Origin of the sequence: Streptomyces sp. WMMC500 (assembly GCF_027497195.1) — a bacterium.
Lineage (GTDB): Bacteria > Actinomycetota > Actinomycetes > Streptomycetales > Streptomycetaceae > Streptomyces.
This window is the reverse complement of record NZ_CP114905.1, coordinates 3,820,001-3,846,205: the sequence shown is the minus strand read 5'-3', so window position 1 is coordinate 3,846,205 and position 26,205 is coordinate 3,820,001. Positions and strand designations below refer to the sequence as shown.

20 protein-coding genes and 1 riboswitch are annotated in these 26,205 nt (G+C 71.9%); of the genes, 7 read left to right on the top strand and 13 right to left on the bottom strand.

The window, feature by feature from the left end:
• Window positions 1-135 precede the first annotated feature (135 nt).
• On the top strand, window positions 136-1,488 hold the full coding sequence (locus O7599_RS16330) for a PP2C family protein-serine/threonine phosphatase (protein ID WP_281622881.1): 1,353 nt from the start codon (window positions 136-138) through the stop codon (window positions 1,486-1,488).
• Between the two features lie 223 nt (window positions 1,489-1,711).
• A riboswitch (cyclic di-AMP (ydaO/yuaA leader) is annotated at window positions 1,712-1,887 on the top strand.
• An 11-nt stretch (window positions 1,888-1,898) separates the two neighbouring features.
• On the top strand, window positions 1,899-3,071 hold the full coding sequence (locus O7599_RS16325) for a M23 family metallopeptidase (RefSeq protein ID WP_281622880.1): 1,173 nt from the start codon (window positions 1,899-1,901) through the stop codon (window positions 3,069-3,071).
• Window positions 3,072-3,276: 205 nt separating this feature from the next.
• Here the strand turns inward: O7599_RS16325 and O7599_RS16320 are convergent, their stop codons facing one another.
• The 4 genes from O7599_RS16320 to O7599_RS16305 all read right to left on the bottom strand — a co-directional run bounded on the left by O7599_RS16320 (window position 3,277) and on the right by O7599_RS16305 (window position 5,800).
• Window positions 3,277-3,642, bottom strand: coding sequence for a VOC family protein (locus O7599_RS16320; protein ID WP_281622879.1), 366 nt, complete (start codon window positions 3,640-3,642; stop codon window positions 3,277-3,279).
• 65 nt (window positions 3,643-3,707) lie between these two features.
• The gene (locus O7599_RS16315; RefSeq protein WP_281622878.1) at window positions 3,708-4,505 is read right to left on the bottom strand and encodes a hypothetical protein; all 798 of its coding nucleotides are present in this window, start codon (window positions 4,503-4,505) and stop codon (window positions 3,708-3,710) included.
• Window positions 4,506-4,763: 258 nt separating this feature from the next.
• Window positions 4,764-4,973: a DUF397 domain-containing protein gene (locus tag O7599_RS16310; protein WP_281622877.1), complete on the bottom strand. Its 210-nt coding sequence runs from the start codon at window positions 4,971-4,973 to the stop codon at window positions 4,764-4,766.
• Window positions 4,973-5,800 carry a helix-turn-helix transcriptional regulator gene (locus O7599_RS16305; RefSeq protein WP_281622876.1) on the bottom strand — a complete coding sequence of 276 codons (828 nt, stop codon included), beginning with the start codon at window positions 5,798-5,800 and terminating at the stop codon, window positions 4,973-4,975. The genes O7599_RS16310 and O7599_RS16305 overlap by 1 nt, the downstream gene beginning before the upstream one ends.
• A gap of 114 nt (window positions 5,801-5,914) precedes the next feature.
• Here O7599_RS16305 and O7599_RS16300 point away from each other — a divergent pair, with 114 nt between their 5' ends.
• Complete coding sequence (locus O7599_RS16300; protein WP_281622875.1) at window positions 5,915-6,583, top strand: ATP-binding protein; 669 nt, start codon at window positions 5,915-5,917, stop codon at window positions 6,581-6,583.
• 659 nt (window positions 6,584-7,242) lie between these two features.
• On the opposite strand, the gene O7599_RS16295 is transcribed toward O7599_RS16300, so the two are convergent.
• The 6 genes from O7599_RS16295 to O7599_RS16270 all read right to left on the bottom strand — a co-directional run bounded on the left by O7599_RS16295 (window position 7,243) and on the right by O7599_RS16270 (window position 15,446).
• A complete protein-coding gene (locus tag O7599_RS16295) occupies window positions 7,243-8,307 on the bottom strand; it encodes a DUF262 domain-containing protein (protein WP_281622874.1) in 1,065 nt (354 codons plus the stop codon).
• 1 nt (window position 8,308) lies between these two features.
• Window positions 8,309-9,238, bottom strand: coding sequence for a YDG/SRA domain-containing protein (locus O7599_RS16290; protein WP_281622873.1), 930 nt, complete (start codon window positions 9,236-9,238; stop codon window positions 8,309-8,311).
• Between the two features lie 462 nt (window positions 9,239-9,700).
• Window positions 9,701-11,077, bottom strand: a complete 1,377-nt coding sequence (locus O7599_RS16285) for a PrsW family intramembrane metalloprotease (RefSeq protein WP_281622872.1) — start codon at window positions 11,075-11,077, stop codon at window positions 9,701-9,703.
• Between the two features lie 40 nt (window positions 11,078-11,117).
• On the bottom strand, window positions 11,118-11,882 hold the full coding sequence (gene trmB, locus O7599_RS16280; RefSeq protein ID WP_281622871.1) for a tRNA (guanosine(46)-N7)-methyltransferase TrmB: 765 nt from the start codon (window positions 11,880-11,882) through the stop codon (window positions 11,118-11,120).
• Between the two features lie 54 nt (window positions 11,883-11,936).
• Entirely contained in the window at window positions 11,937-13,211 is a 1,275-nt protein-coding gene (gene lhgO, locus O7599_RS16275) for an L-2-hydroxyglutarate oxidase (RefSeq protein ID WP_281622870.1), read from the bottom strand.
• A gap of 132 nt (window positions 13,212-13,343) precedes the next feature.
• Window positions 13,344-15,446, bottom strand: coding sequence for an asparagine synthase-related protein (locus O7599_RS16270; protein ID WP_281622869.1), 2,103 nt, complete (start codon window positions 15,444-15,446; stop codon window positions 13,344-13,346).
• 741 nt (window positions 15,447-16,187) lie between these two features.
• Between O7599_RS16270 and O7599_RS16265 the strand changes: the two genes are divergently transcribed.
• Complete coding sequence (locus O7599_RS16265) at window positions 16,188-17,633, top strand: MFS transporter (RefSeq protein ID WP_281622868.1); 1,446 nt, start codon at window positions 16,188-16,190, stop codon at window positions 17,631-17,633.
• A 48-nt stretch (window positions 17,634-17,681) separates the two neighbouring features.
• Here the strand turns inward: O7599_RS16265 and O7599_RS16260 are convergent, their stop codons facing one another.
• Both O7599_RS16260 and O7599_RS16255 read right to left on the bottom strand, forming a co-directional pair.
• On the bottom strand, window positions 17,682-19,574 hold the full coding sequence (locus O7599_RS16260) for a sigma-70 family RNA polymerase sigma factor (RefSeq protein ID WP_281622867.1): 1,893 nt from the start codon (window positions 19,572-19,574) through the stop codon (window positions 17,682-17,684).
• Between the two features lie 343 nt (window positions 19,575-19,917).
• Window positions 19,918-20,673 (bottom strand): TetR/AcrR family transcriptional regulator, encoded by a 756-nt coding sequence (locus O7599_RS16255; RefSeq protein WP_281622866.1) that lies wholly within the window; start codon window positions 20,671-20,673, stop codon window positions 19,918-19,920.
• 321 nt (window positions 20,674-20,994) lie between these two features.
• Between O7599_RS16255 and O7599_RS16250 the strand changes: the two genes are divergently transcribed.
• The gene (locus O7599_RS16250) at window positions 20,995-21,891 is read left to right on the top strand and encodes an FAD-dependent oxidoreductase (RefSeq protein WP_281622865.1); all 897 of its coding nucleotides are present in this window, start codon (window positions 20,995-20,997) and stop codon (window positions 21,889-21,891) included.
• 82 nt (window positions 21,892-21,973) lie between these two features.
• Complete coding sequence (locus O7599_RS16245; protein WP_281623405.1) at window positions 21,974-23,704, top strand: SpoIIE family protein phosphatase; 1,731 nt, start codon at window positions 21,974-21,976, stop codon at window positions 23,702-23,704.
• A 78-nt stretch (window positions 23,705-23,782) separates the two neighbouring features.
• On the opposite strand, the gene O7599_RS16240 is transcribed toward O7599_RS16245, so the two are convergent.
• A complete protein-coding gene (locus O7599_RS16240; RefSeq protein ID WP_281622864.1) occupies window positions 23,783-25,093 on the bottom strand; it encodes an MFS transporter in 1,311 nt (436 codons plus the stop codon).
• A 136-nt stretch (window positions 25,094-25,229) separates the two neighbouring features.
• Here O7599_RS16240 and O7599_RS16235 point away from each other — a divergent pair, with 136 nt between their 5' ends.
• Window positions 25,230-25,808: a MarR family transcriptional regulator gene (locus O7599_RS16235; RefSeq protein WP_281622863.1), complete on the top strand. Its 579-nt coding sequence runs from the start codon at window positions 25,230-25,232 to the stop codon at window positions 25,806-25,808.
• The last annotated feature ends 397 nt before the right edge of the window (window positions 25,809-26,205 follow it).

Here is a 26,205-nt window from a genome sequence, read left to right as displayed (position 1 = left end):
CGGTCCGTAACCCGCCTGGCCCCGCCCGGTCGCCGTCCTGCCCGGGACGCGGAAACCTGAGGGGACGACGGCAAGGGCCCGCGTGTCGGCCGCACAGGAAGGGCAGCGCAGGAAGGCAAGCGCAGGAGAGGGCAGGTGCAGCCGGTGCGGGAGGACGGCGGGCAGGGCGGCGACCGGCTGGGCGGCGACCGGCGTGGCGGCGGCCGGCGGCGCGGCGACCGGCGGGGCAGCGGCGGTACGGACGGGGGCGGGCGCCGCCTGTTCCGGAAGAAGGCCGGCCCGTACGCCGAAGGCCCCGCCGACCGCGACGACAGCCCGGCGCTGGAGCTGCCGGCCCGGCCGCCCTCGCGGGCCGACGTGGCCAGCACCGGCGAGCGGCGCGTGGGATGGGCGCTGCGCTGGCTGCCGGCGATGCTGATCCTCATCGGTGCGGTGTTCTACTGGGTCACGCCGGAGGGCCTGACCTCGTCCCCGTTCTTCGAGTCCGCGCCGCTGGTCGCCGCGGGGCTGCTGTCGCTGCGCGCGACCGTGCTCACCGCCGTGATCGCGATCATCGTCAACGTCGTGCTGGAGATCGGCAACGGCACGGCGGACTACAGCGAGTCCATCATCGAGATGATCTCGCAGTGCGTGATCGGCGGCCTGGCCATCGGCATGAACGTCCTGATCATGCGCAACTACCGGCGGCTGACCTCCGCCCGCCACGTCGCCGTCGCCGCCCAGCGCGCCGTGCTGCCGAACCCGCCGGCCGGCTTCGGCCCCCTTCTGGTCGCCGCCCGCTACCGGGCCGCCGACGCCGACGCCCGGATCGGCGGGGACCTCTACGCCGTGCAGGAGAGCCCGTACGGCGTGCGCTGCATCGTCGGCGACGTACGCGGCAAGGGGCTGGAGGCGGTGGAGTCCGTGGCCGTCGTCATCGGCGCCTTCCGGGAGGCGGCCGAGGAGGAGCCGGGGCTCGCCGGGGTGGCGCGGCGGCTGGAGCGCGCGCTGCAGCGCCAGGAGACGGGGCGCAGCGGTCTCGACCGGGTGGAGGGGTTCACGACGGCGGTGCTGGCGCAGGTCGACCGCGACTGCGGCAGGCTGCGGCTGCTCAACCGCGGCCATCCGGCACCCATGCTGCTGGGTGCCGACGGCGCGGCGCGCATGCTGCACCCGCGCGAGCACGCGCTGCCGCTGGGCATGGGCGAACTGGGCACGTGGCCGGACGAGCTGCTGGAGGTGCCGTTCCCGCCGGGCTCCGCCCTCGTCCTGTTCACCGACGGCGTGACGGAGGCGCGGAACAAGGCGGGCGTCTTCTACGACCCGCTGACCCGGCTGGGCGGTCAGGTCTTCGACGGCCCGCATGAGGTGCTGGACACTCTCCTGGACGACGTGACCCGCTACACCGGCGGACGGGTCGCGGACGACATGGCGCTGTTCTCCCTCGCCCGCTCCCGTACCCCGTCCGGCACGCCGCCGGCCCCGCCCTCGCATGCACACGCTCCGTAGTGGAACAGCGCCCCTCCGCATAACAACTGATGCACGATCAGCTAACGACCGGACCTCACTCCGTGTAGCCGGCGCGTCAAGTTGTCCGTTTCCGCTGGTACATGCCCGGATCGTCCGCGGCAAAGCACAACTGAATAACGGGAACGACTTGGAATCGAACGCCGTCGTCCGCTAGCGTGCGGTAACGCAGCGCGGTCGTCACTGCCGCCGCAAGAGGCGGCACCGTGCGCCGTCGCCGAATCCCGCACGCGAAACAACTGCAGCAACGGCAACACCTAGGGAACCGGGGAACCACCACCTTGGGGTGAATCGGGCCAACCTCCGCGAGGAGGCGGCCCGTAGGAGACCTTCCTGCTCCGAACCCGTCAGCTAACCCGGTAGGCGAGAAGGAAGGAAAGGAGTACGCCTTCGTGGCGTCCTACAGGCCTGGGCCTGGCTACGGCCATGGCTATGACGATTACGGCTACGACGGCTATGCGCCCGCCGGCAGCGCCCCCGAGGGATACGCGCCGGTCGGCTACGCCGCCGAAGAGCCGGTCTACGCCGCCGGAGAACCGGTCTACGCCGCCGAAGAGCCGGTCGACGAAGTCTTCCCCGAGGACGGCCTTCCCTCCCGCGGCCGCCGGCGCCTCCCCCGGCAGCGCGGCGGCAGCATGGCGCGCAGCGGCGCCGTACTCGGCGTAGGCGTCTTCGCCGCCGTCGGCGCGGGCAGCATGGCCACGGCGCAGGAGAAGCCGCCGGTCGCGATATCCATGCCCGACCAGGTCGACGCCGTCACGAGCGAGATCAGCGCCCAACTCCCGGACGCGGAGAGCCTGCCGGGCGTCGGCGAGCTGATACCGAGCAAGGAAGAGCCCGTCTCCGACGACACCGTCGTCACCACCGCACCGCTCACCCAGGTCAGCTACGCCAGCGACACCGGCTCCGGCACCGCGACCCCGGCCGCCGACTCCGGCGAGGCCCTGCGGGCGCGCATCCTTCAGCAGGCCGACCAGCAGCAGGCGGAGGCCGACGCTGCGGCCCGCGCCGCCGCCGAGGCCGAGGCCGCCAAGCAGGCGGCCGAGGAGGCCGCCGAGGCGAAGGCGGCGGAAGAGGAGCGCCAGCGCCGTATCGAGGAGGAGCGCCGCCGCAAGGCGGAAGAGGAGGCCCGCCGCAAGGCGGAGGCCGAGCGCCTCGCCAAGCTCGCCGCGAGCTACGTCGCCCCCCTCGCCAACTACACCCTCACCTCGACGTTCGGCGAGTCCGGCGACATGTGGGCCGCGGGCCACACGGGCCAGGACTTCGCCGCCTCCACCGGCACCCCGGTCAAGGCCGTGCACGGCGGCACCATCACCGAGGCCGGCTGGGCCGGCTCGTACGGCTACCGCATCGTCCTCACGCTCGAGGACGGCACCGAGATCTGGTACTGCCACCTGTCCTCCATCATCCAGTCCTCCGGCGAGGTCACGACCGCCGACGTCATCGGGCGCGTGGGCGCCACGGGCAACGTCACCGGCCCGCACCTGCACCTGGAGGTCCGACCCGGCGGCGGGGACGCAGTGGACCCGCTCGCCTGGCTGCGCAACAACGGCGCCCCGGTCTGACCGGGCGGCGGGCCCGGCAGCCCGGCCTTGCGGGCCGGGATCACCCCGCCCGCCCGACGGACCGCAAGCCCCCATAAACCCCTTCCCCACGTCTCCGGCGTGCCCGTACGCACCTTCCCCCGTGGCGTCCGGGCGCGCACCGAGACCGCCGGCGGCCCTGGTGGCCGACCCCCCGACACCAGGGCCGTCGGCCTTTTCCCGGGACCTACTCCCCGGGACCGCAGAGACAGAACGGATGCCCGGCCGGGTCGGCGAACACCGGGCAGCTCCCGCCTTCTTCGGAGAGCCGCGTGGCCCCGAGCCGCAGCGCCAGCTCGCCCGCCGCGGCCGAGTCGTCGACGCCGAAGCAGATGTGCATCTGCTGGGGATACGCGCGCTCGAAGTCGGGCCAGAGCGGCGGCCGGTAGCCCGGCACCTCCTCGAATGCCAGCCGTGGAAAGCTGTCCTCGTCCTTGGCGATCACCATCCAGTCGTCGCGAATGACCCGCATGCCGAGCAACCGCGTGTAGAAGTCGGCAAGCTCGCGGGCGTCGGCGCAGTCGAGCACGATGTTCCTGACGTAGGCGTCCATGGCGCCACCCTGCCACGCGGCCCTGAAAACCCCGTGAGACGCCGTGCCGCGCCCGGCTCAGCGGCTCACGCGGCAGCAGCGCCGGTGGACGTACTGCCCCCGGCGGCGATCTCGCCCAGGGCGGCGCGGATCGTGTGGAGCATCCGCTGGGGCCGCTCGAAGACGTCGCTCGCGGCGAACCGCAGCATCCGCCGGACGTCGGGACAGCGCCCCAGGTCGTTGAAGCGCTCGACGTCGGCCAGATGAGCGGACCGGCTGCCGTGGAAGCCGTACCCCTCGATCTCCACGACGAGCCCCGCCACCGGGAAGAAGAAGTCCACCCGTATCCGCCGGCCGTTGGGCGCGGTGAAGGGCACCTGGCTGAGCGGCCGCAACCCGGCGTCGTACATCCGCAGCCGCGCCACCGTCTCCGCGGGCGACCCGGACCGAGGGTCGACGAGCGCCAGCCGCCGCCGCGCCGCGACCACACCCCGCCGCTGCCCGGCCCCGGCAACGGCTTCGGACACCGCATGCAGATCGGTCACCTGCTCCCGCCACCGCCGCGGCAGCTCACCACCGGGACCCCACGGCCGCCGCGTCAACGCCGACTCCACGGCAACCAGCGCCGCGTCCCGCTCCGCCGTACGCAGCAGGTCGACCAGAGTCCGCACGGCGCTGGTCACCCGCAACCCGGCGACGGTGACGATCTCCTCGCCACTCACCGCGGTCCGGTGCACCACACACCCCCCGGGCATCCGGCCCCGCCCCCGCACGTGGGTGAACTCGGGCCGGACGTCCAGCACTTCGATGCCGTGCAGATGGGCCGCCGCGCTGTGACTCACGACCAACCCCGGCCGCCCGGCCTGCGCCACCCGCAACCGCATCCGCAGATCATCGACCCGCCCGGGCTCCACCCACACCCCGCCCCGAACCTTCCGCCACCCGTCGCTCCGCAACCTCCGCACCAACACCCCGGCCGACCACCCGGCCGCCCGGGCCTCGGCACACACCAACACGCCACCGTTCACCGCCGCCAACTCACCCAGCGGCCTCGCTTCCCCCGTCATGCCCCCATCCTCTCGCGGATCTCCACCCTCCGCTTCCCCCTGTGGATAACTCCGCTGCAGAGGTCTCCACGCAGGTCAGAGGCCCTCGGCGAACTCGCCGGCTCGAACGCTTGCAACGAAGGCCCGCCACCCCGCGGCAGAGAAAGCGAGGGTAGGCCCGCCCGGGTCCTTGCTGTCCCGCACGGGAACGACACCGGACGACGCGACGGTCGGCGCCCACTCGATGCAGCCGCCGCCCTCGCCGTTGCTGTAGCTGGACTTGACCCACTGGGGAGTGGTGATCATCAGGGAAGCGCCTCCCTTACAGAGCGGATGAGATCCGCGGAGTCGGTCGGGGACAGGGCGTACGCCCGAAGCAGATCGTAGGCGCGTCGGCGGTCATCGAACACCTCTGGATCTTCGAGCAGGTTGCCTGTCCCAATACCCTCCTCATACGCGACGCCCCTGCCGCCGTCGAGAGTGAACAGAGCCAATGCGCCACCCAGCAGCGTGTGCTCTCCGTGGGCGAAGGGCAGCACCTGCACCACCGTGGCGTCGGTATGCGACAACTCGACCAGCCGCTCCAGTTGTCGGCCCATCACGACAGACCCGCCCACTGGTCGACGCAGCACTGCCTCATCCAGGATGGCCGAGAACTCCGGAGGCGGGTCAGCGCGCAGCAGTGCCTGCCGCGCCATGCGGGCGGACACCAATTGCTCGACCTCGTCGTTTGAAGCCCGCGGCTTGCGCGCCTCGAAGATGGCGCGGGCGTACTCCTCCGTCTGGATCAACCCGGGCACGATCAGCCCCGCGAACTCCGCAATGATGCGCGCCCGCGCCTCCAACTCCATCCGTCGGCGGAACTGGTCCGGGTGCACCTCGTGTCTGGCGAGCGCGTAAAGCCGCTGGAAGGTTCCATCCGTCCCTAAGGCAGCATCTAGTGCCCCAGCCAGGTCAGGCGGTGGCATGTACGCGGCTACCTCGATCCGTGCTAAGTGGCTGCGGCTGTACTTCACCACTTCGGCGAGCCCTTCGAGGCTCATGCCTGCCTGTTCACGACAGCGGCGCATTTCGAAGCCGAAGAGGTGGCGTGCCGATCGGTCAGGGGTCAGTTCGCGTGGTCGTTGTGCCATGGGAGGTCCTCGTCTCTCAACGGTGGTCTTGGGACACCCATCCCCTTCCCACCCTACGCACGTTGAGTGACTGTGTAGACACCGAGAGGAACAATCGAAGGATCGTGACCGGAGATGCACAAGACCGACCGCCCCGATCAGACTGTGTGGGGCAAGTGCGTGGTGCGCAAGCGCTGGGAACTGGACTTCCCCGCCTGCCCCGAGGAGGTCGCCGGGCTACGCCGCGTCCTCCAACGCCACTTGCGGCTCTGGGGCTTGCCGCACGTGGTTCACGCTGCCCAGCTCTGCGCGACCGAACTCGTCACCAACGTCGTCTCGCACGTAGGCGCCGGTGTCCCGGTCACGCTCACGACCTCGATGCGCGACACCCGCCTCCGCCTCGAACTCCACGACCCCGGTACGAACTCGGTCCCGATCCCGGCCAAGCCCGCCCCCGACGACGAAACCGGCCGTGGCCTACTCCTTGTCGCTGCCACAGCCGCCGACTGGGGCGTGGATCTTCGTGACGACGGCAAAACCACCTGGGTGGAACTGGCAACGGGCCTCGACTCACCAACCGCCCACGCCGGCGGCGACCGCGTCACCGCCGCCGAAGCCCTCCTCATCCTCTACCGCCAGCAACACCACCGCACCTGCTACGCCGACTCTCCGCTGAGTGCGGCGCTCCTCGAAGACGCCGCAACCCACCTGATCGCCGATGTCCTCTGCTGGCTGGCAGCCCATGGCTACGACCACGACGAAGTGTTGTGCCGCGCTGAAGAACGGGTGCTCAAGCATGCCTAACTATTGAGTAGCCGCGTCAGCCATGTACTGGAGGTCCGTGACCCACGACTCGAACAGGGAGATGCCCCCAGCGACAGGCGAGTTCAGAAGCTGCACTACGTTCGTAGCGCCGTGAGACTTCATGAGGGGAGCGACTCGACAGGCAGCGTTGCGGCCTCGGTGCGCGATGTAGTTTCGTACCGACTGAATTTCGGCGGGCGGTGAGCTGGCACCTTTAGCGCCTATCGAAGCAGATATTGTGCTCCGTAGGTTGGCCCCCACCGCTGCGCTTATATTTGCCCTGTTCGGAACATCGAGTATGCGAGCAGCGTCTATCGTCGCCGCCGGGACGAACCAATTCGGTTCCCCGTGAGACCTGGAGCATATCGCTTTTTCGTTCGACTTTAAGTGGCGCAATGCATCGGATTGGTTGCGCCCAATATTCGGTCGGTGGATTGCGCCCGATCGCGTACGGAATTTGTGATAGCTGCTACGAAGGACCAGCGCACGGTTGAAACGATTCCATGCGTCGTGCAGGGCGATGACTGCACCTTCCCGCGCAACCCTATGAGAGTCGGATCCGATGTTGTTTCTATTTTCCATGTGCAGCGACGAAAAGCAGTTTGATATTTCTCTGCACTCAACCACGAAATCTCGGTATGGCTCATGCAGACTCAACACTATGACTCCAGCGAAGATTCGAGCGCCATGCAGAAGACCCGAAAGCGGTCCTTCCTGCTGGCGATCCGCTGCGTGGAAGACTTCGAATGTCCGTAGAAGCTCGTCAACTCCCGCGGGGGCTCCTCGCTACGCAGCACTTCGTTGAGGTAGGTCAAGTTGGAGACAAAGAGCGGCAGGCGTTCCAGGGTGTTCTCTGTGCGAGCTGGCATGTCTGCGTCCCCTACGTCCCCGGGCTCTAGTCCGAATCTTGAATGGGCTAGTGCTGCGAAGATCATAAGTGCTTGAGGGCGCTTGACAATGGGCTCCCCTTTAACGGCAGGAAACACTTGGCCCTGCATGAGGTCGAGAACCCAATTTGTCTGATGCTCGATCTCTTCCTTCTCTATAAATTCCTTACGCTTGCGGTCGTACATTCGATCGATCTTGGGCTCACCACCGTCGCTGACGCCGTTGAGGAGGATCCAATACATCTCCGCCACCAGCGAGTGGCCGAGCATGCGCACTTGGTCGCGCTTGGTCAGGACTCCTAGGTCCCAAAGGTCTGTCCATTTTCTGGATAGCTCTTGCACCGACCAACTGAACTCATTGTCGTACGTTGCGTTGCGTAGCTCGGCAGCATTGACTGGCACCGTGTAGCTATTGATTCGAGCGAAAACCTCAAGGACGTCCGTGTCGGTCGCGTTGATGAGTTGCTCTGCCGTGATCTTATAGGCGAGAAATCTGTCCTGCATCTCATGGGAGAGGCTGCTGTAGTTGAGCCCTCGAAATTCCTTTGACCTGGCGCCCAGTTTGAACTTGTCGGCGGCGAAATCGATTATCGTTCGGAGGCGCTGTTGGCCGTCAACGACCTCACGGAAGATTCGGTGTGAGCTACGCTCGATATGTGTGCGCATCAAGACTTTGGGGATGGGATACCCCTGCAGAATGGTGTCGATGAGATAGCTCTTGGCGGGATCGGTCCAGACCGGGCCCCGCTGGAAGCTGGGATTGAGCTCAAGTTCCTTTTGCGCATGCCATTTGATGAAATCGGCGATCGGGTAGTGTTCGGGGCTTGACTGATCCATCCTATGCTCCGGTACTCGTTGTCTGTTCGGGCACCCACCGCGCTCGATGGTGTCGGACGTACTCGATGCCGATCCGGTGGCCCTCGGTTTGCCGTAGATTGCTGATAATGCTTCCGGTCAAGCTGTTGACGACTTGGAAGGAATCTGTCAGATGCAGGGCTCCGCGTTCGAACTTAACGCGACAGTTTGGGCAAAGGCATAGCATGTTCTCTGGCTTGTCCGGGCCGCGATGGGGTTCACCGACCTCATGGATGTGCACGGCTTCGCTGTACGGTGTGCCGTCTGGGGAAACCGTCAGTCGTGTTCGGCATACCTGACATGTATGGTCATTCTGCTTCTTTACCATGTCGGCAGTTTGCGAGTCGTGGACGATTCTCCGCTGCTCTAGAAGTTTGCGGACACGCCTGGTGATTTCGAGGTAGCCAGGTGCCTCTTGGGGGCCTGCCGAACTCCTTTCTGCGGCTGCCCTTATCTCCTTGAGCTGGAATTGGTAGATCCGAAACCCGTCGACCCCAGTTGTCGACCACGCGTCAATGACGTGCCACAACCCTCGGTAGAGGTACCCGCCAGTTGCTTTTCCGTGCCTGATGTCTAGTCCTTGGATGACGCGGATTGGATAGTCCATCACGTAGGACAGGAACAAGCCGGCGTTCCCTGGGGTGGCCATCGACTGATCCGCGACTTGGCGTCTTGTGGCTTCATCGCGCCCTCCCTTGCCGGTGTAGATGATCTCCTCGTCAGTCAATCGATCATCGGTGTATCCGCCCGAGAGGACGATGGAATCCACGCCATGAGTCGCACCGCCCGAGATCCCCTGTCCGAGCCCACGATGTACCCCCGCCTCATAGAGTTCGCGATGGCCTTTGAACCAGTCGCCAACTTCAACTCCTGACGGGGCACCGAAGTATGGACCCTTTGACTCCCTGGACATGAGCAAAGACTATCTGCTGAGCAGCAATTGGTGCAGGGAGAGGCGCTGATCGTGGCCGAGTCTTGTTCGAGGAGCAGAGGTCAAGATTAGGAGTGCGCCGGAGGACTGCGAGTGTTCCCGTGACGGGGAGGGCTGGCCAGATGCCGAAGCCATCTGGCCAGTGGTGGTGTGTAGAGCCGTACGCCTGGGTGGGTGGGGTCTTCGGGTCGTTGTGGATACGGGCCAAGTGTCTGGGCGGAACTTGGTGAACGTGATCTTGCCTGCGTGGGAGATGTGACGTGGGGCTTTCTGTCGGATCCGTGCCAGCGGGCTACCAGGTGGCGGCGGATGCCGAGGTGGGCGATCTGGCCTTCCGTGGTGGCGCCTGTGTGTGCCGTGCCGAAGAAGGGGTGAGGACGCCTGTGCCGAGGGGCGAGGGCCTGTGCAAGGGTCGGGCCGCGAGCCCTGTCGGATGCGGGGTGGTCAGCCGCGTGTGGGGGGTGGGGGGACTGGTTTGCCGCCGTGTGGGGGGTGGCCGGGGACGCGAGTGGCTCCCGGCATGGGCCAGTGGGGTGGGTGGGGTGGGGTTGTGGTGTAGGCGGCTCTGGTGAGGGCTGGTTGGGCTACGGCCTTGGTTGACCACATGCGTGCCAGTAGGGCTTGTTCGCGTTCTGCGTAGTCCTTTGGCGGATGACCTCGGGTTGCCTGGGCGCGGAGCAGGGCCAGGGTCGTCGCCGATCGCGTGTAGTCCGCGACCGCCCTGCGGGCCTCCTCGCCGTGGGCCTGGCGGGCGAACGTGCGGGCCAGTTTGCGGGTGCGGAAGGAGGAGAGGGCCACCGGTTCTGCCGGGACCAGCCAGCCGGCGTGGGTGTAGGCGGGGAGTTGGGCCCGTATCGTGCGGAGCTTGCCGCCGCGGGACCAGACCGACAGCCAGACCACCAGGCCGAAGACCGGCGCCATGACGAAGGCGTACGCGCCGAGGAAGGCGAAGCCGTTCATCACCGCCGAGCCGTTCCACAGGGAGTGCAGCGCGATGGCCAGCAGCAGGCCGGCTGTCGGCAGGAGGACGCGGCGTACGCGCTGGCTCGCGAGCGTCATCGCCGCCAGGCCGAAGCCGATGCCGCCCATCGCCGTGAACAGCGGGTGCGCGAACGGGGAGAAGACGACGCGGGCGATGAACGTCACGGTCACCGTGGCCAGCGGGCCGGAGTCGCCGAAGGTCTGGTTCTCCTCGTACGCCCGGCCCAGGTACAGGATGTTCTCGGTGAAGGCGAAGCCCGTGCCGATGATCCCCGCCAGCACCAGGCCGTCGACCAGGCCGGCGAAGTAGTGCCTGCGGAAGAGGAACAGCAGCAGGATCGCCGCCGCCTTCGCCGTCTCCTCCACCACCGGGGCCACGACCGCCATCCCCCACAGGTCCGCCTCGCGCGACGACGCCGTGGGCAGGCCGGTGGCTATCCAGCGGGCCGCGAAGGTGTTCGCCAGCATCGCGACGAGCGTCGCCGCGAAGGCGCCCCAGGCGAACGCGAAGATGCGGTAGCGCCACGGGCCGGGTGCCACCCGGTCCAGCCACAGGAAGCCCGCGATCAGCAGCGGCACCGGCAGCAGCGCCAGCCCGCTGCCCACGAGCATGCCGTGCGTGCCCGTCTCCAGCCACACCAGCGCCAGGATCGCCAGCCCCGCCAGCGTCAGCACGGTCGCCACCGCGCCTATGCGTACGCCCCTTCTGCGCCAGAACCTCCGGGGGGTGGGAGGGACGGGCGCTGCCGGCTTCGGGCGCGCGTCCTCGTACACCGGGCGCGGGCCGAATTCCTCGGGCTCCCGCGGCCGGGACATGAGCTGAGCGCCTTCGTCCTGCACCCCTCGACCCTAGCCAGTCACCGCCGTCGCGCGCGACGGGCTATTTATCTCCGATGCGGCGGAAGAGCAGATCGTTCACGATGTGCCCCTTTCCGAGCCCTTGTCCCTCGAAGCGCGTGCGCGGGCGGAAGTCCGGACGCGGCGCGTAGCCGCCGCCGGGGTGGGCGTTCTCGAAGTGCGGCGACTCCTCCAGCGTCTCCAGCATCCACTCCGCGTACGGCTCCCAGTCCGTCGCGCAGTGCAGTACCGCACCCGGCGCCATCCGGGAGGCCGCCAGCGCCAGGAACTCCGGCTGGATGAGCCGGCGCTTGTGGTGCCGCTTCTTGGGCCACGGGTCCGGGAAGTAGATCCGCATGCCCGCGAGCGCGGCCGGGGGCAGCATCTCGCGGAGGAGGATGACGGCGTCGCCGTTGCCGATGCGTACGTTCGTCAGCCCGCGCTGCTCCATGAGCCGCAGCAGGTTGCCCTGGCCGGGGGTGTGGACGTCGACGGCGAGGACGCCGGTGGCGGGGTCGGCGGCGGCCATCTCGGCGGTCGCCTCGCCCATGCCGAAGCCGATTTCGAGGACCACCGGGAGGCCGTCGAAGAGGTCGTCGAGATCGAGGACGTACGTCCCGTCGATGTCGAAGCCCCACTTCGGCCAGAGCCGCCTGAGGGCCTCGCCCTGCGCGAGCGTCACGCGACTGCGGCGCGGGACGAAGGAGCGGATGCGGCGCTCGTTGTGCGGCCCGGCGGGCGCGGGGGCGGGGCCGTCGGGGAACCTGGGCTGGGGACGATCGCGCTGATCGGGATGGTGGTCGGACACAGTGACTCCATTTTACGGAGGCCGCCGCGCCGGCGGAGGGGGGCCTCCCGCCGGTCACAGGAGGGCGAGTGTCCTGCGGGCGATCTCCCTGCCGATCGGCAGGGACGCCGTCGCCGCGGGGGACGGCGCGTTCAGTACGTGGATGGTCCGCGGGCCGGCCGCGAAGCGGAAGTCGTCCACCAGCGTCCCGTCCGGCAGCACCGCCTGCGCCCGCACCCCCGCCTGCGCCGGGCGCAGGTCCTGCTCGTCGACCGCGGGCAGCAGCCGCCGTACCGCCTCGGTGAAGGCCCTGCGGGAGAGGGAGCGGCGGAGTTCGCCGGCGCCGTAGCGCCAGTGGCGGCGGGCTATGCGCCAGCTTCCGGGGTACGCGAACGTGGCCGCGGCGTCGCGCGGGCTGAGGCTCGTGCGGCTGTAGCCCTCCCGGGCCAGCGCGGGGACGGCGTTGGGGCCGAGGTGGACGGCGCCGTCGATGCCGCGGGTGAGGTGGACGCCGAGGAAGGGGAACGCGGGGTCGGGGACGGGGTAGACGAGGCCGCTGACGAGGTCGGCGGCGTGCGGGGCCAGCTCGTAGTACTCGCCGCGGAACGGGACGATGCGCAGCCCGGGGGGGTCGCCGGCGAGGCGGGCGATCTGGTCGGAGTACAGGCCGGCGCAGTTGACGAGGGCGCGGGCGCGAACGACGTCGCCGGCGGCGGTACGGACGGCGACACCCGGGCGCGCGGGGGAGATGCCGCGCGCGGCGGAGAGGGTGCCGGGGGGTGTGCCGTTGGCGCTACGGGCCGGGCCCGGCCGCCGGGCGATCACCCGTACCTCCGCGCCGTACCGCACCTCCGCGCCCGCGTCCCGCGCCAGCTCCGCCAGAGTCCGCGCCACCGCCCGGAAGTCGCACACCCCCGTCGTCGCCACGTGCAGCGCCGCCAGCCCGCGCACGTGCGGCTCGTACTCCGTGATCTGCGCCGGCCCCAGCTCGCGCACCGGGATGCCGTTCTCGCGCCCGCGCTGCGCGAGGGCGTGCAGGCGCGGCAGCTCGTCCCGGTCCGTGGCGACGACGATCTTCCCGGTGACCGCGTGCGGCAGGCCGTGCTCGGCGCAGAACTCGACGATCTCGGCGGCGCCCCGCACCGCGTAGCGCGCCTTGAGCGAGTCCGGCCGGTAGTACAGCCCGCTGTGGATCACGCCGCTGTTGCGCCCGGTCTGGTGCTGGGCCGGGCCGGGCTCCTTCTCCAGGACGAGGACGCGGATGCCGGGGGCGGCACGGGTGAGCGCGTATGCCGTGGAGAGGCCGACGATGCCGGCTCCGATCACGAGTACGTCGCAGTCGTCGGCCATGGCACCTCCGGCAGGGTCGGGCCCATCATCCCCCGGCCGGGCGGGTCGCCGCCAAACCCTTTGCGGCCAAACCCGGAGCCAAACCAGGACCCACACCCGGACCCGGGGCCGCGGGACCCGAGAGCGCCGCCCCTACAGCGGCAGCCGCGGCGGCACCCCGCCCGCCACCGCGCGCTGCCTCGGCGCCGCGTCGCCCGTCCAGCACGACCCGCGCCGCATCAGCAGCCGCTGCAGCCACAGCTCCGTCGACACCAGCTCCGCCAGCCCGCCCAGCGGCAGCGGCTCGCCGTCCGCCGCCGCGCGCAGCGCCTTGCGCACTACCCGGCCCTCCACCAGCCCCGCGTCCGCCAGCAGCGGCCGGTGGAAGAGGTCGGCCAGCGTCGTCGAGGCGCGGCGCAGGCCGATGCGCTCCGCCGACGCCGCGGCGGCCGCGGGGCCTGTGGTCGCGCCCCAGCCCGGCGGCAGGCCGCGGATGCCCGCGCCGTCGAGCACGGCGCCGAGCACCGCCGCCCGCGCGCCCGGCTGGACGCGCAGCGCCTCGGGCAGGGCGCGGCAGGCCCGTACGACCTGGTTGTCGAGGAAAGGCGCGTGCAACCGCTGGAACCGGACCTCCGCGGCCTGCTCGAAGACGCGGTAGTCGGCGCCCAGTTGCGCCAGCGCGGCGGCGGCGCGGCGCTCGCCGGGGCGGCCGGTGCCGTCGCCGTTGGCCGTGCCCGCGGAGCCACGGAGGCGTACGGACACCTCGGCCAGCGCCTCGCCCGTCAGCCACCGCGCCGCCGGCCCCGGCCGGCACCAGCTCAGCGCGGCGAGCGACGCGTCCAGCGCGCCCCCGCTGCGACCCGGCCCCGCGCCCGGCACGCCCGCCGGGTCGTCGAGGAGCGCCTCGGCGCCGTCGGAGATGCCCTCCCAGTACGTCGTACGGGCCAGCCGGCGGGCCGCGCGGTAGACGGTCAGCGGCGCCCACACCGACCCCTCCGCGCGCGCCAGCGCCGTGACCGGCCGGAAGAGGGAGCGCCGCCGGCGGTCCAGCAGCAGGTCCGCGAGCCGGGCTGGGTGCGCGTCGAGGACCTCGCGGGCGCCGACGCCCACGAGGTGGTCGGCGCTGCCCGCGGTCAGCCGGCGCCGGTGCCGGGCGGCGGCGATCAGCGAGGGCCCCGGCTCGTCCGTCAGCGTCATGCTCTCCAGGTCCGCGTACGGCAGCGCGGCCTCGCCCGCGGCGACCACCACGTGGTGCAGCCGGGGGTTGGCGGCGATGGCGCGAGCCCGCTCCAGCTCTGCTTCGTCGGCCCGGGCGGTCAGGTCGTTGAACGTCACGGCTATCAGCCGCTCGCCCTGCCCGGGTCCCAGCCCCGCGGGCGTGCCCGGCGCGCCCGGCAGCCCGGCGGCCAGCAGCGCGAGGGTGCCGGAGGCGATGCCGCCGGACAGGTCGGCGCCGATGCCGGGGGCGGGGCCGCGGGCGGCGCGCCGGTCGGCCGGGCCCATGCCGGGTACGGGGCCGGGGTCGAGGCCGCCGTAGCCGGGTTCCGGCGCGTGGCGCGGGGCGGCCAGCCGGGCGCGTACGGCCTCGACCAGCGCGTCGCGTACGCCCTCGACCGCCGGTTCGGTGTCCAGCGACGGCGCGGCGACGGCGAGGGAGGCGCGCGGCTCGTAGCCGGTGATCTCCTTCGCGCCCTCGCGGAGGATGAGCGCGTGGCCGGGAGGCACGCGGTGCACGCCGGCGTAGGGCGTGCCGTCGCCGAGGGCCTCGGGCACGTCGGGGCAGGCGAGTTGGGCGGCGAGGTGGGAGACGTCCAGCTCGGCCTCGATCAGGTCGGCGAGCGGCAGCGCGGCGGTCGCGTAGGCGGTGCCGCCGTCCCAGGCGGCGTGGAAGACGGGGCGCGCGCCGGCGAGGTCGCCGAGGACGGTGGTGCGGCGGCCGACCTGGGCGACGGCGGTGTAGCCGCCGGACCAGGCGGTCAGGTGCCGTACGGCGCCGCCGCGGGCGGAGAGCAGGCCCACGCGCAACTGGTCGTCGCTCGCGCCGCAGGTGCCGAAGACCGCCAGCCGGATCAGCGGCGCGACGTCGACGACCCGGATCTCGTCCGGCCGCCAGTCGCCGACCGCCCACAGCGGATCCGGGCCGCCCCAGACGAGTTGGGCGCCGACGGGGTGGAGGTCGTAGTCGTCGGCGGACTGTGCGCCGTCGAGGAACGAGGGCGCGGCGGCGGAACTGCTCCACCCCACCAACCACCGCATGCGCGCCTCCTCGTGGGCAACTGGGGACGTATCGGCATATGCCAAGCGAGTTGGGCGAGCCGGGCGATCGGCATCAACTCCGCCACGCACAGGGCGTACTGCCGTTTCGTCAGGACCAATGCTGCCACGAGAGGGGCGCATGTGAGTGGATGCGGTCGTGCGGGAGTCTGTCCGTTACGGCCGGAAGCGCCCCGCGGGGCGCCGCGCCGGCGATTCCACGGCCCGGCCGGAGAGGAGGCCGGCGTGCCCTGCGGGAATCAGGCTACGGCTGTCCGGAAGGCGGTGCGCGTACGCGGACGGTGCCCGGACTCCGGAACACCCGTCCCGTACGCCCGTTCTACACCCGTCGCGAGGGGCGTGATTCAGCCATTCTGTACACGGCGCAATCCCGGCCGACCAAGCCCGCCGCACGGGCTTGTGCGGTCCGGGAAGCGTCCCGCGCTCCCCGGACCGTGAGCCGCCGCCCGCGGGGATGTATGACGGCGGAGTTCCCCAGGCCCGCCGGTTTCCCAGGCACGGCGAGCCGACCCACGGGCAACCAGCCAAGCGTGCGGGGCCGTTTGCGGGCAGAGCGCACGTACGGCGCACCGCCACACGACCCCGGAGCACGCGCGCTGCAATCCCGCCATCCGGAAACATTCCTCTTAACGGTCGGGATCCGGCGAACTACGCTGGGTGCATATGCGACCCGGCCGGATCCCCACCTGCCGGACGGGAGCCGTCGGTGGTCGAGGGGTGTGCATGTCCAGGACGCCACGCGGACCGAACGAGAAGCTGGGCCACATGCTCGCGCTCGCCGGGATCAGCAACGCCGGACTCGCCCGCCGGGTCAACGACCTCGGCGCGCAGCGCGGCATGACGCTTCGGTACGACAAGACGTCCGTCGCCCGCTGGGTGACGAAGGGGATGGTGCCGCAGGGCGCCGCGCCCCACCTGATCGCCACCGCCATCGCGGGCAAGCTCGGCCGCCCCGTGCCGCTGCACGAGATAGGGCTCGCCGACACCGACCCCGCGCCCGAAGTCGGCCTCGCCTTCCCGCGCGACGTCGGCGAGGCGGTGCGCTCGGCCACCGAGCTGTACCGGCTCGACCTCGCCGGGCGGCGCGCCGGCAGCGGCGGCATCTGGCAGAGCCTCGCCGGCTCCTTCGCCGTCAGCGCGTACGCGACGCCCGCCTCCCGCTGGCTGATCACGCCGGCCGACGGCTCGGTCGCCCGCGGCCTCGACGGCGTCGACCCGCAGCACGCGCGCGCCGCCGACGGCACCGGGCCGCGGCGCGTGGGGCACAGCGACGTCGCCAAGCTGCGGGACGCGGCGGACGAGGCGCGGCGCTGGGACTCCAAGTACGGGGGCGGCGACTGGCGGGCGTCGATGGTGCCCGAGTGCCTGCGCGTGGACGCGACGCCGCTGCTGCTCGGCGCGTACACGGACGAGGTCGGGCGCTCGCTCTTCGGCGCGACGGCGGAACTGACGCGGCTCGCCGGGTGGATGGCCTTCGACACGGGTCAGCAGGAGGCCGCCCAGCGGTACTACATCCAGGCGCTGCGGCTCGCGCGGGCGGCGGCGGACGTGCCGCTCGGGGGGTACGTCCTGGCGTCGATGTCGCTGCAGGCGACGTACCGCGGCTTCGCCGACGAGGGCGTGGACCTCGCCCAGGCGGCGATCGAGCGCAACAGGGGGTTGGCGACGGCGCGTGCGATGAGCTTCTTCCACCTCGTCGAGGCGCGGGCGCACGCCCGCGCACAGGACGAGGCGTCCTGCGGCACGGCCCTGGCGGCGGCGGAGAGCTGGCTGGAGCGGGCCCGCGAGGGCGACCCGGACCCGGCCTGGCTCGACTTCTACGCCTACGACCGGCTGGCCGCGGACGCCGCCGAGTGCTACCGCGACCTGCGGGTGCCGTTGCAGGTGCGGCGGTTCACGGAACAGGCGCTGGCGCGGCCGACGGAGGAGTTCGTCCGCTCGCACGGGCTGCGGCTGATCGTGGCGGCGGTCGCGGAGCTGGAGTCCGGCAACCTGGACGCGGCGTGCGCGCAGGGGACACGGGCGGTGGAGGTCGCGGGCCGGATCTCCTCGGCGCGGACGACGGAGTACGTGAAGGACCTGCTGGCACGGCTGGAGCCCTACGGCGACGAGCCGATGGTCGCGGAACTCCGGGAGCGCGCCCGCCCGTTGCTGGTCGCGCCGGCGTAGCCGCGGCGCCCGGGCCGACGGGGGCGACGCGGGCGCCGGACGGTGCGCTCAGCGGCAGTCGATCACCGAGTCCGCCCAGTTCGCCAGCAGCGCGGTGTGGATCGGGTGGTGCGGTTCCGCTTCCAGGCGGACCGTCTCGGTGCCGGTGGGCAGGCCCACGTCGACGACGGCCGCCCTTTCGCCCGCGCGGACCCACTCCGAGCGCCACAGCCGGGTGCCGTCGCCGTAGACGCTGAACCTGGCCGCGCCCAGGCGGTGCATCGAGTCGTCGATGCCGGCCGCCGCCCGGTAGCGCGTGCAGGCGCGGTTCAGCTCGATGACCATCGACGACTTCGCGAAGACCGTCACGCCGTGGGCGTACGTCCGGCCGCCGACGCCCAACTCCTCGCGCTGCCACCACCAGCCGCTGCGGCTCGCGACGATCTCCGGTTCCGTGCCGTCGCCGACGACGTCGGCGTCGAGGCCGGCGACGCGGTACGGCTCGGCGGGGCGCGGCGGCGAGGGCGCCGGGGGCGGCGTACGCGGCGGTGGGGTGGGGCTGGGCGTCGGCGTGGGGGGCGGTGTCGGCGCGGGCGTCGGCGTGGGTGTCGGAGTGGGGCTGGGGGAGGGGGTCTCCGGGGCCGGGCTGGGGGTCGGTGTCGGCGTGGGCTCCGCCGGCTCCGCGGCGGGTGGCGGGGGAGCGGGCTCCGGCTTCCGGTCGGGCGGGGGCGCCGGGGGCGCGGCCGGTGCCGAGGCGGCGGGCGGGTTGGCGACCGGTTCCTTCTCGCCGTCGCCTCCGGACAGCACGAGCGCCAGCGCCGCTGCCGCCGCCGCGACGACGATGCCCGCCGCCGCCGCGACCTTGACCGGCGCACCGGCCCCCTCGCCCGCCGCCGCACCGGCACCGCCGCCCGCCGCGCCCGCGCCCGAGCCTGCCCCGGTCCCGACGCCGCCCGCCGCCGCGGCCCCCGCGCCGGTGGCGCCCGCGGCCCCGGCACCCGCGCCGACGCCCGCGAACCCGGCGGCCTTCGCCGCCGCGGCCGACGCGAACCAGCCGACCACCGCCACCGGAAGCAGCGTGCTGAGCCGGGAGTTGACGTCCGCGACCTCCAGCGCCGCCGTGCGGCACCGCGCGCAGTCGTCCAGGTGCTTGCGCAACCCCCGTTCCGCGCGCATCCGCAGCCCGCCGCGGGCGTACGCGCCGAGCCGGTCCGCGTAGCGGGCGCAGTCGCCGCCGGCGGTGAGCGCCGTGGAGACGTGCGCCTGGAGGTACGCCTGCTTGAGCCCCTCGCGGGCGCGGTGCGCGAGCACGGCGGTGGCGTTGGCGGTGAGCCCGAGCAGCGGCGCGACCTGACTCGGCGACTCGTCCTCCACCGTCGTGTGCCACAGCACCGTCTGCCAGCGCTCGGGCAGGCTGCGGAACGCCTGCACCGCCATCGACTGCTCGGCCTCGTGCATGGCCCGCACGTCGGCGCCGAGGTCGAGGGTGTCGTGGTCGGAGGCCGGGCGGGCGGCCCGGGTCGCGAAGTCGGCGAAGTCGTCGACGAGTTGCTCGCGCTTGGCGGTCTTCGTCCAGGCGGCGGCGACCCGCCGGACGGTGGTCAGCAGATACGCGCGTACCGCGGTCTCCGGCCCGGCGCCGCCGCGGACCGCCTGCAGCGTGCGGGCGAACACCTCGGCGGTGAGGTCGTCGGCGGTGTGCGAGTCGCGGCAGCAGGTGCGGGCGTACCGGCGGACCGCCGGGGCGTGCCGCTGGTACAGCTCCTCGTACGCGCTGTCGTCGCCCGTACGCATCCGGGCGACCAGCTCGGTGTCGGCGGGCAGGGCGCCGGTGACCCCTTCGTCCCGCCGCTCGCGCTGCTTCGGAATGGCCGCCAGGGCGTCGTCGGCGCCGCCGGGCGAGCCGCCGTCGGCCCCGCCGTCCATGGCACGCCCGCGATCGTCCCGATCGTCAACTGCCATGCCGCAAGCTCCCGTAGAGGCTCGTCCCGCCCGTCATTCGGGTGAGCGTGCCACAACGGACCGTGTCCGCCGTCCGCGTTGCACGGCCAACCACCCGTTGGGGGGTTTTCCCGGCCGCGACGCACTGACGGTCATGCTTTCGGGGTACGCGTCCGCACCGCTTGACGAAGGGGCCGGTACGCCGGACAGGGGTGCCGAGTTCCGGAGAGAGTCACTCGGACGAGGGACCTCGTCAACGCGAGCAACCGCCGACGAGGCCACTCGTCAAGGGGAACCCCCGCCGGGGCGCCGTGAGGGCACACCGGGGCACACCCCCGGCGCACCCGTCAGGCGGCCGGCCGGCTCACCCCTCCGCGTGTGGCCGCAGCCCGTCCAGCAGGATGTTCAGCAGCCGCGCCGACGCGACCGCCTGCTGCTCCGGGTCCGGCAGGGCGGGCGCCGCGGTGGCTATCACCAGCAGGACGTCCGACACCGACACGTCCGCGCGCAGCGAGCCCGCGTCCCGGGCGCGCGCGACCAACTGCCCGACCACGTCGAGCAGCGCCGCCGCGTCCGTACCGCCGACGCTCGCGGCCTGCGCGCCGGCGTCCCCGCCCGCGCCCATGACCGCCGCGGCGGAACCGCTGACCTGCGGCGCCGTGCCGTCCGGCGACGGCCGCTGCTGCGGCACCCGCGGCTCGTCCTCCGGCGCCTGCGCCGTCACGCCCAGCACCTGCGGCGGCAGCAGCCGCCCGGCGCCGGAGTCGACGGAGGCGCGCAGGAAGCGGGCCAGCGCGGCCCACGGCTCGTCCTCCTGCTGCAGCGCCGCCCGCGCCTGCTCGGTCAGCCGCGCGGTCTCCGCCTCGGCGATGCGCTTGACCAGCACTTCCTTGCTCGGGAATCGGCGGTACACCGTGCCCACGCCGACCCTGGCGCGGCGGGCGACGTCCTCCATCGGGGCGCCGTAACCCAGCTCCCCGAAGACCTCGCGCGCGGCGCGCAGGACGTGCTCCAGATTGCGCTGCGCGTCGACCCGCAGCGCCGATCGGCCATTCGTCAGTTCGCCCGAAGTGTCCGATCCCGTCGTATTTGCTGACAGACGACTGCTCTGAACCTGCATCTCTGTTTCCCCCGGTTATGACAGTCTCCCCCCGGAGACTCCCCACCCTGCATACCGGAGTGCATCTGGTCGGGCCACTCCGGCTCGTACGAACATAGTTCAGCAGAAGTCAAGAGAGAAGGGGCTGTGGATAAGGATCGGCCGCGGGTCGGACACCTCGGGCGCCGGAAATCCTTCCCCCGCCTGTGGACAAAAGTCCGAACGCGGTGCGTCATGGGTGTTCCGAGGTCGCCGTCGGCGGCGTCGGAACGGGCCCGCACCGCCCCCGGCGGCGCGCGGCGAGGCCGGGCCCCAGGCGGGACCCCAGGCGGGAGGTTGCCCATGACGCATCCGACGCGCGTGCTCGTGGTCGGTGGCGGCAACGTCGGGACGGCCGTGGCGATGCGGCTGCAGAAGCACCTCGGCAAGCAGCTCAGAAGAGACGCGGTGCAGGTCACCGAGGTCGCCCCCGACCCGTACATGACCTACCAGCCCTTCCTCGCCGAGTCCGCCGCCGGCTCCGTCCAGCCGCGCCACGTCGTGGTGCCGCCGGTGCCCGGGCTCGCCGAGCACGGCATCGGCTTCACCTCGATCGAGGAGGCCATCGGCCTGCGCAACCACGTGCTCGCACAACCGGACATCGCCTCCTCCACCCGCGACGCCGCCGTCCGCGAGGCCGCGCTGACGTTCGTTTTCGTGGGGGGCGGCTACGCCCGCGTGGAAGCACTCGCCGAGCTCGAAGACATGGCGCGATATGCCACTCGCTATGACACCGGCGTACGCCCGGAGGACATGCGCCGGATCCTCGTCGAGGCCGGCGACCGCATCCTGCCCGAGGTCGGCGCGCGGCTCGGCGGGTACGCCGTACGGCGGCTGCGCGAACGCGGCGTCGACGTACGCCAGGCCCGCGTCCTCGCCGGCAACCCGGCCGCCGCCCTGCGCGGCGCCCCCCTGCGCGCCTACCGGCACCGCTACGCCGGCTCCGTCGCCTCCCCGGGCCTCCACAAGGGCATCGCCTCTGTGTACGGCCACCGGCTGAAGGGCTACCCTGCCTGGCTCATGCACCGTGCGTACCACCTGGGCAAGCTCCCCACCGTGGGCCGCAAGGCGCATGTGCTCGCCGAGTGGACCGGCGCCGGTCTGTTCAAGCGGGAGGTCGTCGCCCTCGGCTCGCTGGAACACCCCCGGGCGGAATTCGAACTCGCCACCCGGTCGGGTCGCGGCCCTGACGGCGACTGAGGCGGGGCATGTGACCATGGACAGGCACGAAACGGCACGGAGCGAGAAGAACGACCGACGAGTGGACCTGGGACTGGCACGCTTGAACTTCACGCGCTGGAGCCCCCGGCTCCCCGGATCCCCGCGCCGCACCGCCGCCGCGCGGGGCTTCCGCGGTGCGGTCCCCTCCGCCCGCGCCGGGCGGCAGGGCCGCCGCGCCGCGGCGGAACCGCCCCCCGGCATCGAGCCGGACGCCGACCCCGGCGGCACGGCGAGCGGCGGCGGCACCACGGACCCCGACCCCGGCACCGAACCCGGCACCGCGCGCGACGCCGAACCCGGCATCGAGCTGCCCGTCAGCGCCACCCTCGGCCGGCTGCCGGCACCCGTCGCGGTCGTCCACGGCCCCGATCACCGCATCGCGTACGTCAACGACGCCTACGCCGCCGTCTTCGGCGCCCGCGCCCCGGGCCGGCCGGCCCGCGACGCGCTGCCCGAGCTCACCGAGCTGGGGCTGCTGCCGCTGATGGACCAGGTGCTGCGCAGCGGTACCTCGCGCACCGTCAAGGCCCGCCGCGCCCCCGACGCCCGCTCGTACACGTTCACCTGCAGCCCCATCGACGTCGGCGAGAGCGGCGGCGTGCTCGTCTCCGCCGCCGACGTCACCGACCAGGTGGAGGCCGCGGAGCGGCTGCGCGCCGGCGAGCGCATGCAGCGCGAGGCCGCGGTGGCGCTGCAGCGCAGCCTGCTGCCGGAGGAGCTGGAGCAGCCGGACGACCTGCGGGTCGCGGCCAAGTACCAGCCCGGCGGCACGGACGCCGCCGTCGGCGGCGACTGGTACGACGTCATCACCCTCGGCGCGGGCCGTACGGCGATGGTCATCGGCGACGTCATGGGCCGCGGCGTCCGCGCCGCCGCCGTCATGGGCCAGTTGCGCACCGCGGTGCGCGCGTACGCGCGCCTGGACCTGCCGCCGCACGAGGTGCTCCAGCTCCTCGACGGCCTCGCCGCGGAGATCGACCCCAACCAGATCGCCACGTGCGCGTACGCCGTCCACGACCCGCACGAGGGCCGGCTGGTGCACGCCTCCGCCGGCCACGTGCCGATCCTCATCCGCGACGCGGACGGCACGGTACGCCGCGTCGACGAGCCCACAGGGCCGCCGCTCGGCACCGGCGGCTGGGTGCACAGCTCCGCCGAACTGCCCTTCCCGCCCGGCTCGACCGCCGTCCTCTACACCGACGGCCTCATCGAACGCCGCGGGCAGGACATCGAGGAGGGCGTGAACGCACTCGTGAGCGCCTTCGCCGGCGCCGCCGGCGCACCAGGCGTCGTCTGCGACCGCCTCATCCGCTCCCTCGGCGTCACCGCGGAGCACGACGACGACGTGGCGGTGCTGGTGCTGGAGCACCCGCTGCGCGACAACGGCGAAGCCGAGCTGTTCCGCAGCGCGGCGCTGGACCTCCTCGGCGGCGTCGAGGCGGCCCCGCGCGCCCGCGCCTTCGCCGACGGCGTCCTGGCGAGCTGGCGCTTCCCGGCGGAGCTGCGCGAGCTGGGCGTGCTGGCGGCCAGTGAGCTGGTCGCCAACTCGCTGCAGCACGGCTCCCCGCCCATGCGGCTGCGCCTGCGGCGTACGGACCGGCGGCTGATCGTCGAGGTCACCGACGGCGACGACCGCCTGCCCCGCCGCCGCCGGGCGGAGCCGGGCGACGAGAACGGCCGCGGCATCTCCATCGTCGCCACGATCGCCTCAAGCTGGGGCTCACGCCGCACGCTGGGCGGCGGCAAGGCGGTGTGGTGCGAGTTCGCCCTGCCGGGCGAGCACGGCACCTGAGGGCCCGACGCGCCGGGGCCGTCCGCACGGGCACGCCCGCGCGGGCGGCCCAGAGGCGTGCCCGCGCGGGTGTCCGTGTCAGGCCGCCCGCACGGGTGCCGTCTCGGCCCCGGCCGCCGCCGGCTTGTGGGACGCCACCTGCACGCTGCCGGCGAGCCGCGGGCAGTCCTGCACGGGCGTCAGCCGCCGGCCCAGCCGCAGCCCCATCACGGTGATGCCGAGCGAGCACACGACGAGCATCGAGAGGTACGCCCCGTACGCCCCGGCCCCGGCGAGCAGCCCGCCGACCGCCGGACCGATCGCCAGCGCCAACTGCTTGACCAGCGCGAACACCGAGTTGTACTGCCCGATGTGCGCACTCGGCGCCAGATCGGCCACCAGCGGCGCCACGGTCGGCGACAGCATGGCCTCACCGAGCCCGAAGAGCGCGTACGTCGAGATAATCGCCGCCGTCGCCATCGCCTGCCCGCCGGCGACCCACCCCGAGGCCCCGGCCACCAGCCAGGCGAGCGTCCATATGAGCCCGACCGCGGCGATGACCCTGCTGCGCCGCCGCCGCTCCACGAGCCGCAGCACGGCGAACTGCGCCACGACGATCACCGCGGTGTTCGCGGCCAGCGCCACCCCGAGCGTGGACGGGGATATCCCCGACACCTCGACCGCGAACGCCGAGAGCCCCGACTCGAACTGCCCGTAGCAGGCGAAGAACATCACGAAGCCCAGCACACACAGCCACACCATCGCCCGGTCCGCGAGCAGCACCCGCCAGCGCCCCCGGGCCCCCTCGCCCGCCGGTACGGCACCCGCCGCCCGCACCCCGCGCGGCAGCCGCACCGTGGCGACCACGGCGCCGAGCACCAGGAACATCACCGACTCGATGGCGAAGAGCCGCACGAACGAACCCGGGTGCTCCTCGTCCACGAGCAGCCCGCCGAGGAGGCCGCCGACGCCGAGCCCGAGGTTGTTCAGGAAGAACTGCGTCGCGAACGCCCGCGACCGCGTCGCCGCCGTCGAACACCACACGATCATCGTCGCCAGCGCGGGCTGGATGACCGCCATCCCCGCGCCCATGAGCAGCGTCGACGCGAGCACCATCGGCGCCGTCGAGGCCAGCCCCAGCGACAGCGCCCCGGCCGCGGCGGCGACCGTGCCGGCGAGCGCCACGGGCAGCGGCCCGCGCCGGTCGATGAACCGCCCGGTGAAGGGCAGCACGAGCAGCGCGGCCATGGCGAACCCGGCGAGCGCGACGCCCGCCGTGGTCGAACCCAGATCGCGCACCCGCGCCACGTACAAGAACGTGTACGGCACCGTGAAGCCGCTGCCGAAGGCACTCAGCGCGTTCCCCACCTGGATGCGCCGCAGAGCGGCGGTGCCGGTCTCGCGTGTCACTCCTCACCACCCCCACACACGTGTGACCCGGCGCCGGTGAGCTACCAGGTCAAAGACTTCGATGCTAAAGTTCAGACCTAAAGACTACACGACTGAGAAGCTCGACGCGAACGAGAGAGGTGGAATACTGCGCGCCATGTCCGACAGCGACGCCCCGGCCACCGATGCCGAACGGACGCCCACCCAGGAGCTGCGCTCGCTCGACGAGCAGATCGCCCTGTACCAGCGGGAGTTCCACGACCTCGACCCCCAGGTCGAGCAGATCGTCTCGGCCCTCAGCCGCCTGAACCGCCGCATGACCGTCGCGTACGGCCGCCACCTCTCCGACATCGGCATCAACAGCGCCGAGTGGGAGGTGCTCAAGGCCCTCGTCCTCGCCGGCGCCCCCTACCAGCTCGGCCCCGGCGAACTCGCCAAGCGCCTCGGCCTCACTCCCGCCGCGATGACCCACCGCATCGACCGCATGGTCGCCGAGGGGCTTGTCACACGGGAACGCGACGAGGCCAACCGCGTCCGCGTCATCGTCGGCATCACCGAACTCGGCCGGGACAAGTGGTTCGCGGCCATGCGCATGGGCACGGACTGGGAGGCGGACCTGCTCCAGGACCTCACCCCGACAGAGCGCACCCTGCTCGGCGAACTGCTGACCCGCCTCCTCCGCCGCGTCGAGGACGCCCAGCCCGACGCGAGCGGCCGACTGTCCGATCTGGACTAGCCCTTGATCTCGCTTGACACGGGACAGGCCGCTCCGTAAGGTTCGTCGGGTTGCCACGGGACCGATGAGGTTCTGGAGTGCGACGGTGGCCGTCCCTGAGGGGCGACTCGTGCCATCTACTCGTTGTGTGATCGTCTCCCTTTCGTCGGGGTGGAATCGGTGTGCCCGGTTCTTTTCGGCGGGCGGTTGGATTTTGCGCCGCCGGGACAATCCGCTACGGTTATGGAACACCGAAGGGAAACGCCCGGAGAAGCCCGGTGAGGGTTTTGATGGAAGTGTCCGTTCTTTGAGAACTCAACAGTGTGCCAAGTAGTCGATGCCAAGTGTTTGATGTAGTGACACAGCAGTAGCGAGGCAGACTCGTTCTGTGGTGCCGCAAAATCTGTTTGGTTTTGTA

What these genes read in the sequence shown, in the direction of transcription:
- O7599_RS16320 (WP_281622879.1), bottom strand. Translation starts at nt 3,642, where the DNA reads ATGGACGCCTACGTCAGGAACATCGTGCTCGACTGCGCCGACGCCCGC.
- O7599_RS16315 (WP_281622878.1), bottom strand. Translation starts at nt 4,505, where the DNA reads ATGCGGTTGCGGGTGGCGCAGGCCGGGCGGCCGGGGTTGGTCGTGAGT.
- O7599_RS16310 (WP_281622877.1), bottom strand. Translation starts at nt 4,973, where the DNA reads ATGATCACCACTCCCCAGTGGGTCAAGTCCAGCTACAGCAACGGCGAG.
- O7599_RS16305 (WP_281622876.1), bottom strand. Translation starts at nt 5,800, where the DNA reads ATGGCACAACGACCACGCGAACTGACCCCTGACCGATCGGCACGCCAC.
- O7599_RS16300 (WP_281622875.1), top strand. Translation starts at nt 5,915, where the DNA reads ATGCACAAGACCGACCGCCCCGATCAGACTGTGTGGGGCAAGTGCGTG.
- O7599_RS16295 (WP_281622874.1), bottom strand. Translation starts at nt 8,307, where the DNA reads ATGGATCAGTCAAGCCCCGAACACTACCCGATCGCCGATTTCATCAAA.
- O7599_RS16290 (WP_281622873.1), bottom strand. Translation starts at nt 9,238, where the DNA reads ATGTCCAGGGAGTCAAAGGGTCCATACTTCGGTGCCCCGTCAGGAGTT.
- lhgO (WP_281622870.1), bottom strand. Translation starts at nt 13,211, where the DNA reads ATGGCCGACGACTGCGACGTACTCGTGATCGGAGCCGGCATCGTCGGC.
- O7599_RS16270 (WP_281622869.1), bottom strand. Translation starts at nt 15,446, where the DNA reads ATGCGGTGGTTGGTGGGGTGGAGCAGTTCCGCCGCCGCGCCCTCGTTC.
- O7599_RS16265 (WP_281622868.1), top strand. Translation starts at nt 16,188, where the DNA reads ATGTCCAGGACGCCACGCGGACCGAACGAGAAGCTGGGCCACATGCTC.
- O7599_RS16260 (WP_281622867.1), bottom strand. Translation starts at nt 19,574, where the DNA reads ATGGCAGTTGACGATCGGGACGATCGCGGGCGTGCCATGGACGGCGGG.
- O7599_RS16255 (WP_281622866.1), bottom strand. Translation starts at nt 20,673, where the DNA reads ATGCAGGTTCAGAGCAGTCGTCTGTCAGCAAATACGACGGGATCGGAC.
- O7599_RS16250 (WP_281622865.1), top strand. Translation starts at nt 20,995, where the DNA reads ATGACGCATCCGACGCGCGTGCTCGTGGTCGGTGGCGGCAACGTCGGG.
- O7599_RS16235 (WP_281622863.1), top strand. Translation starts at nt 25,230, where the DNA reads ATGTCCGACAGCGACGCCCCGGCCACCGATGCCGAACGGACGCCCACC.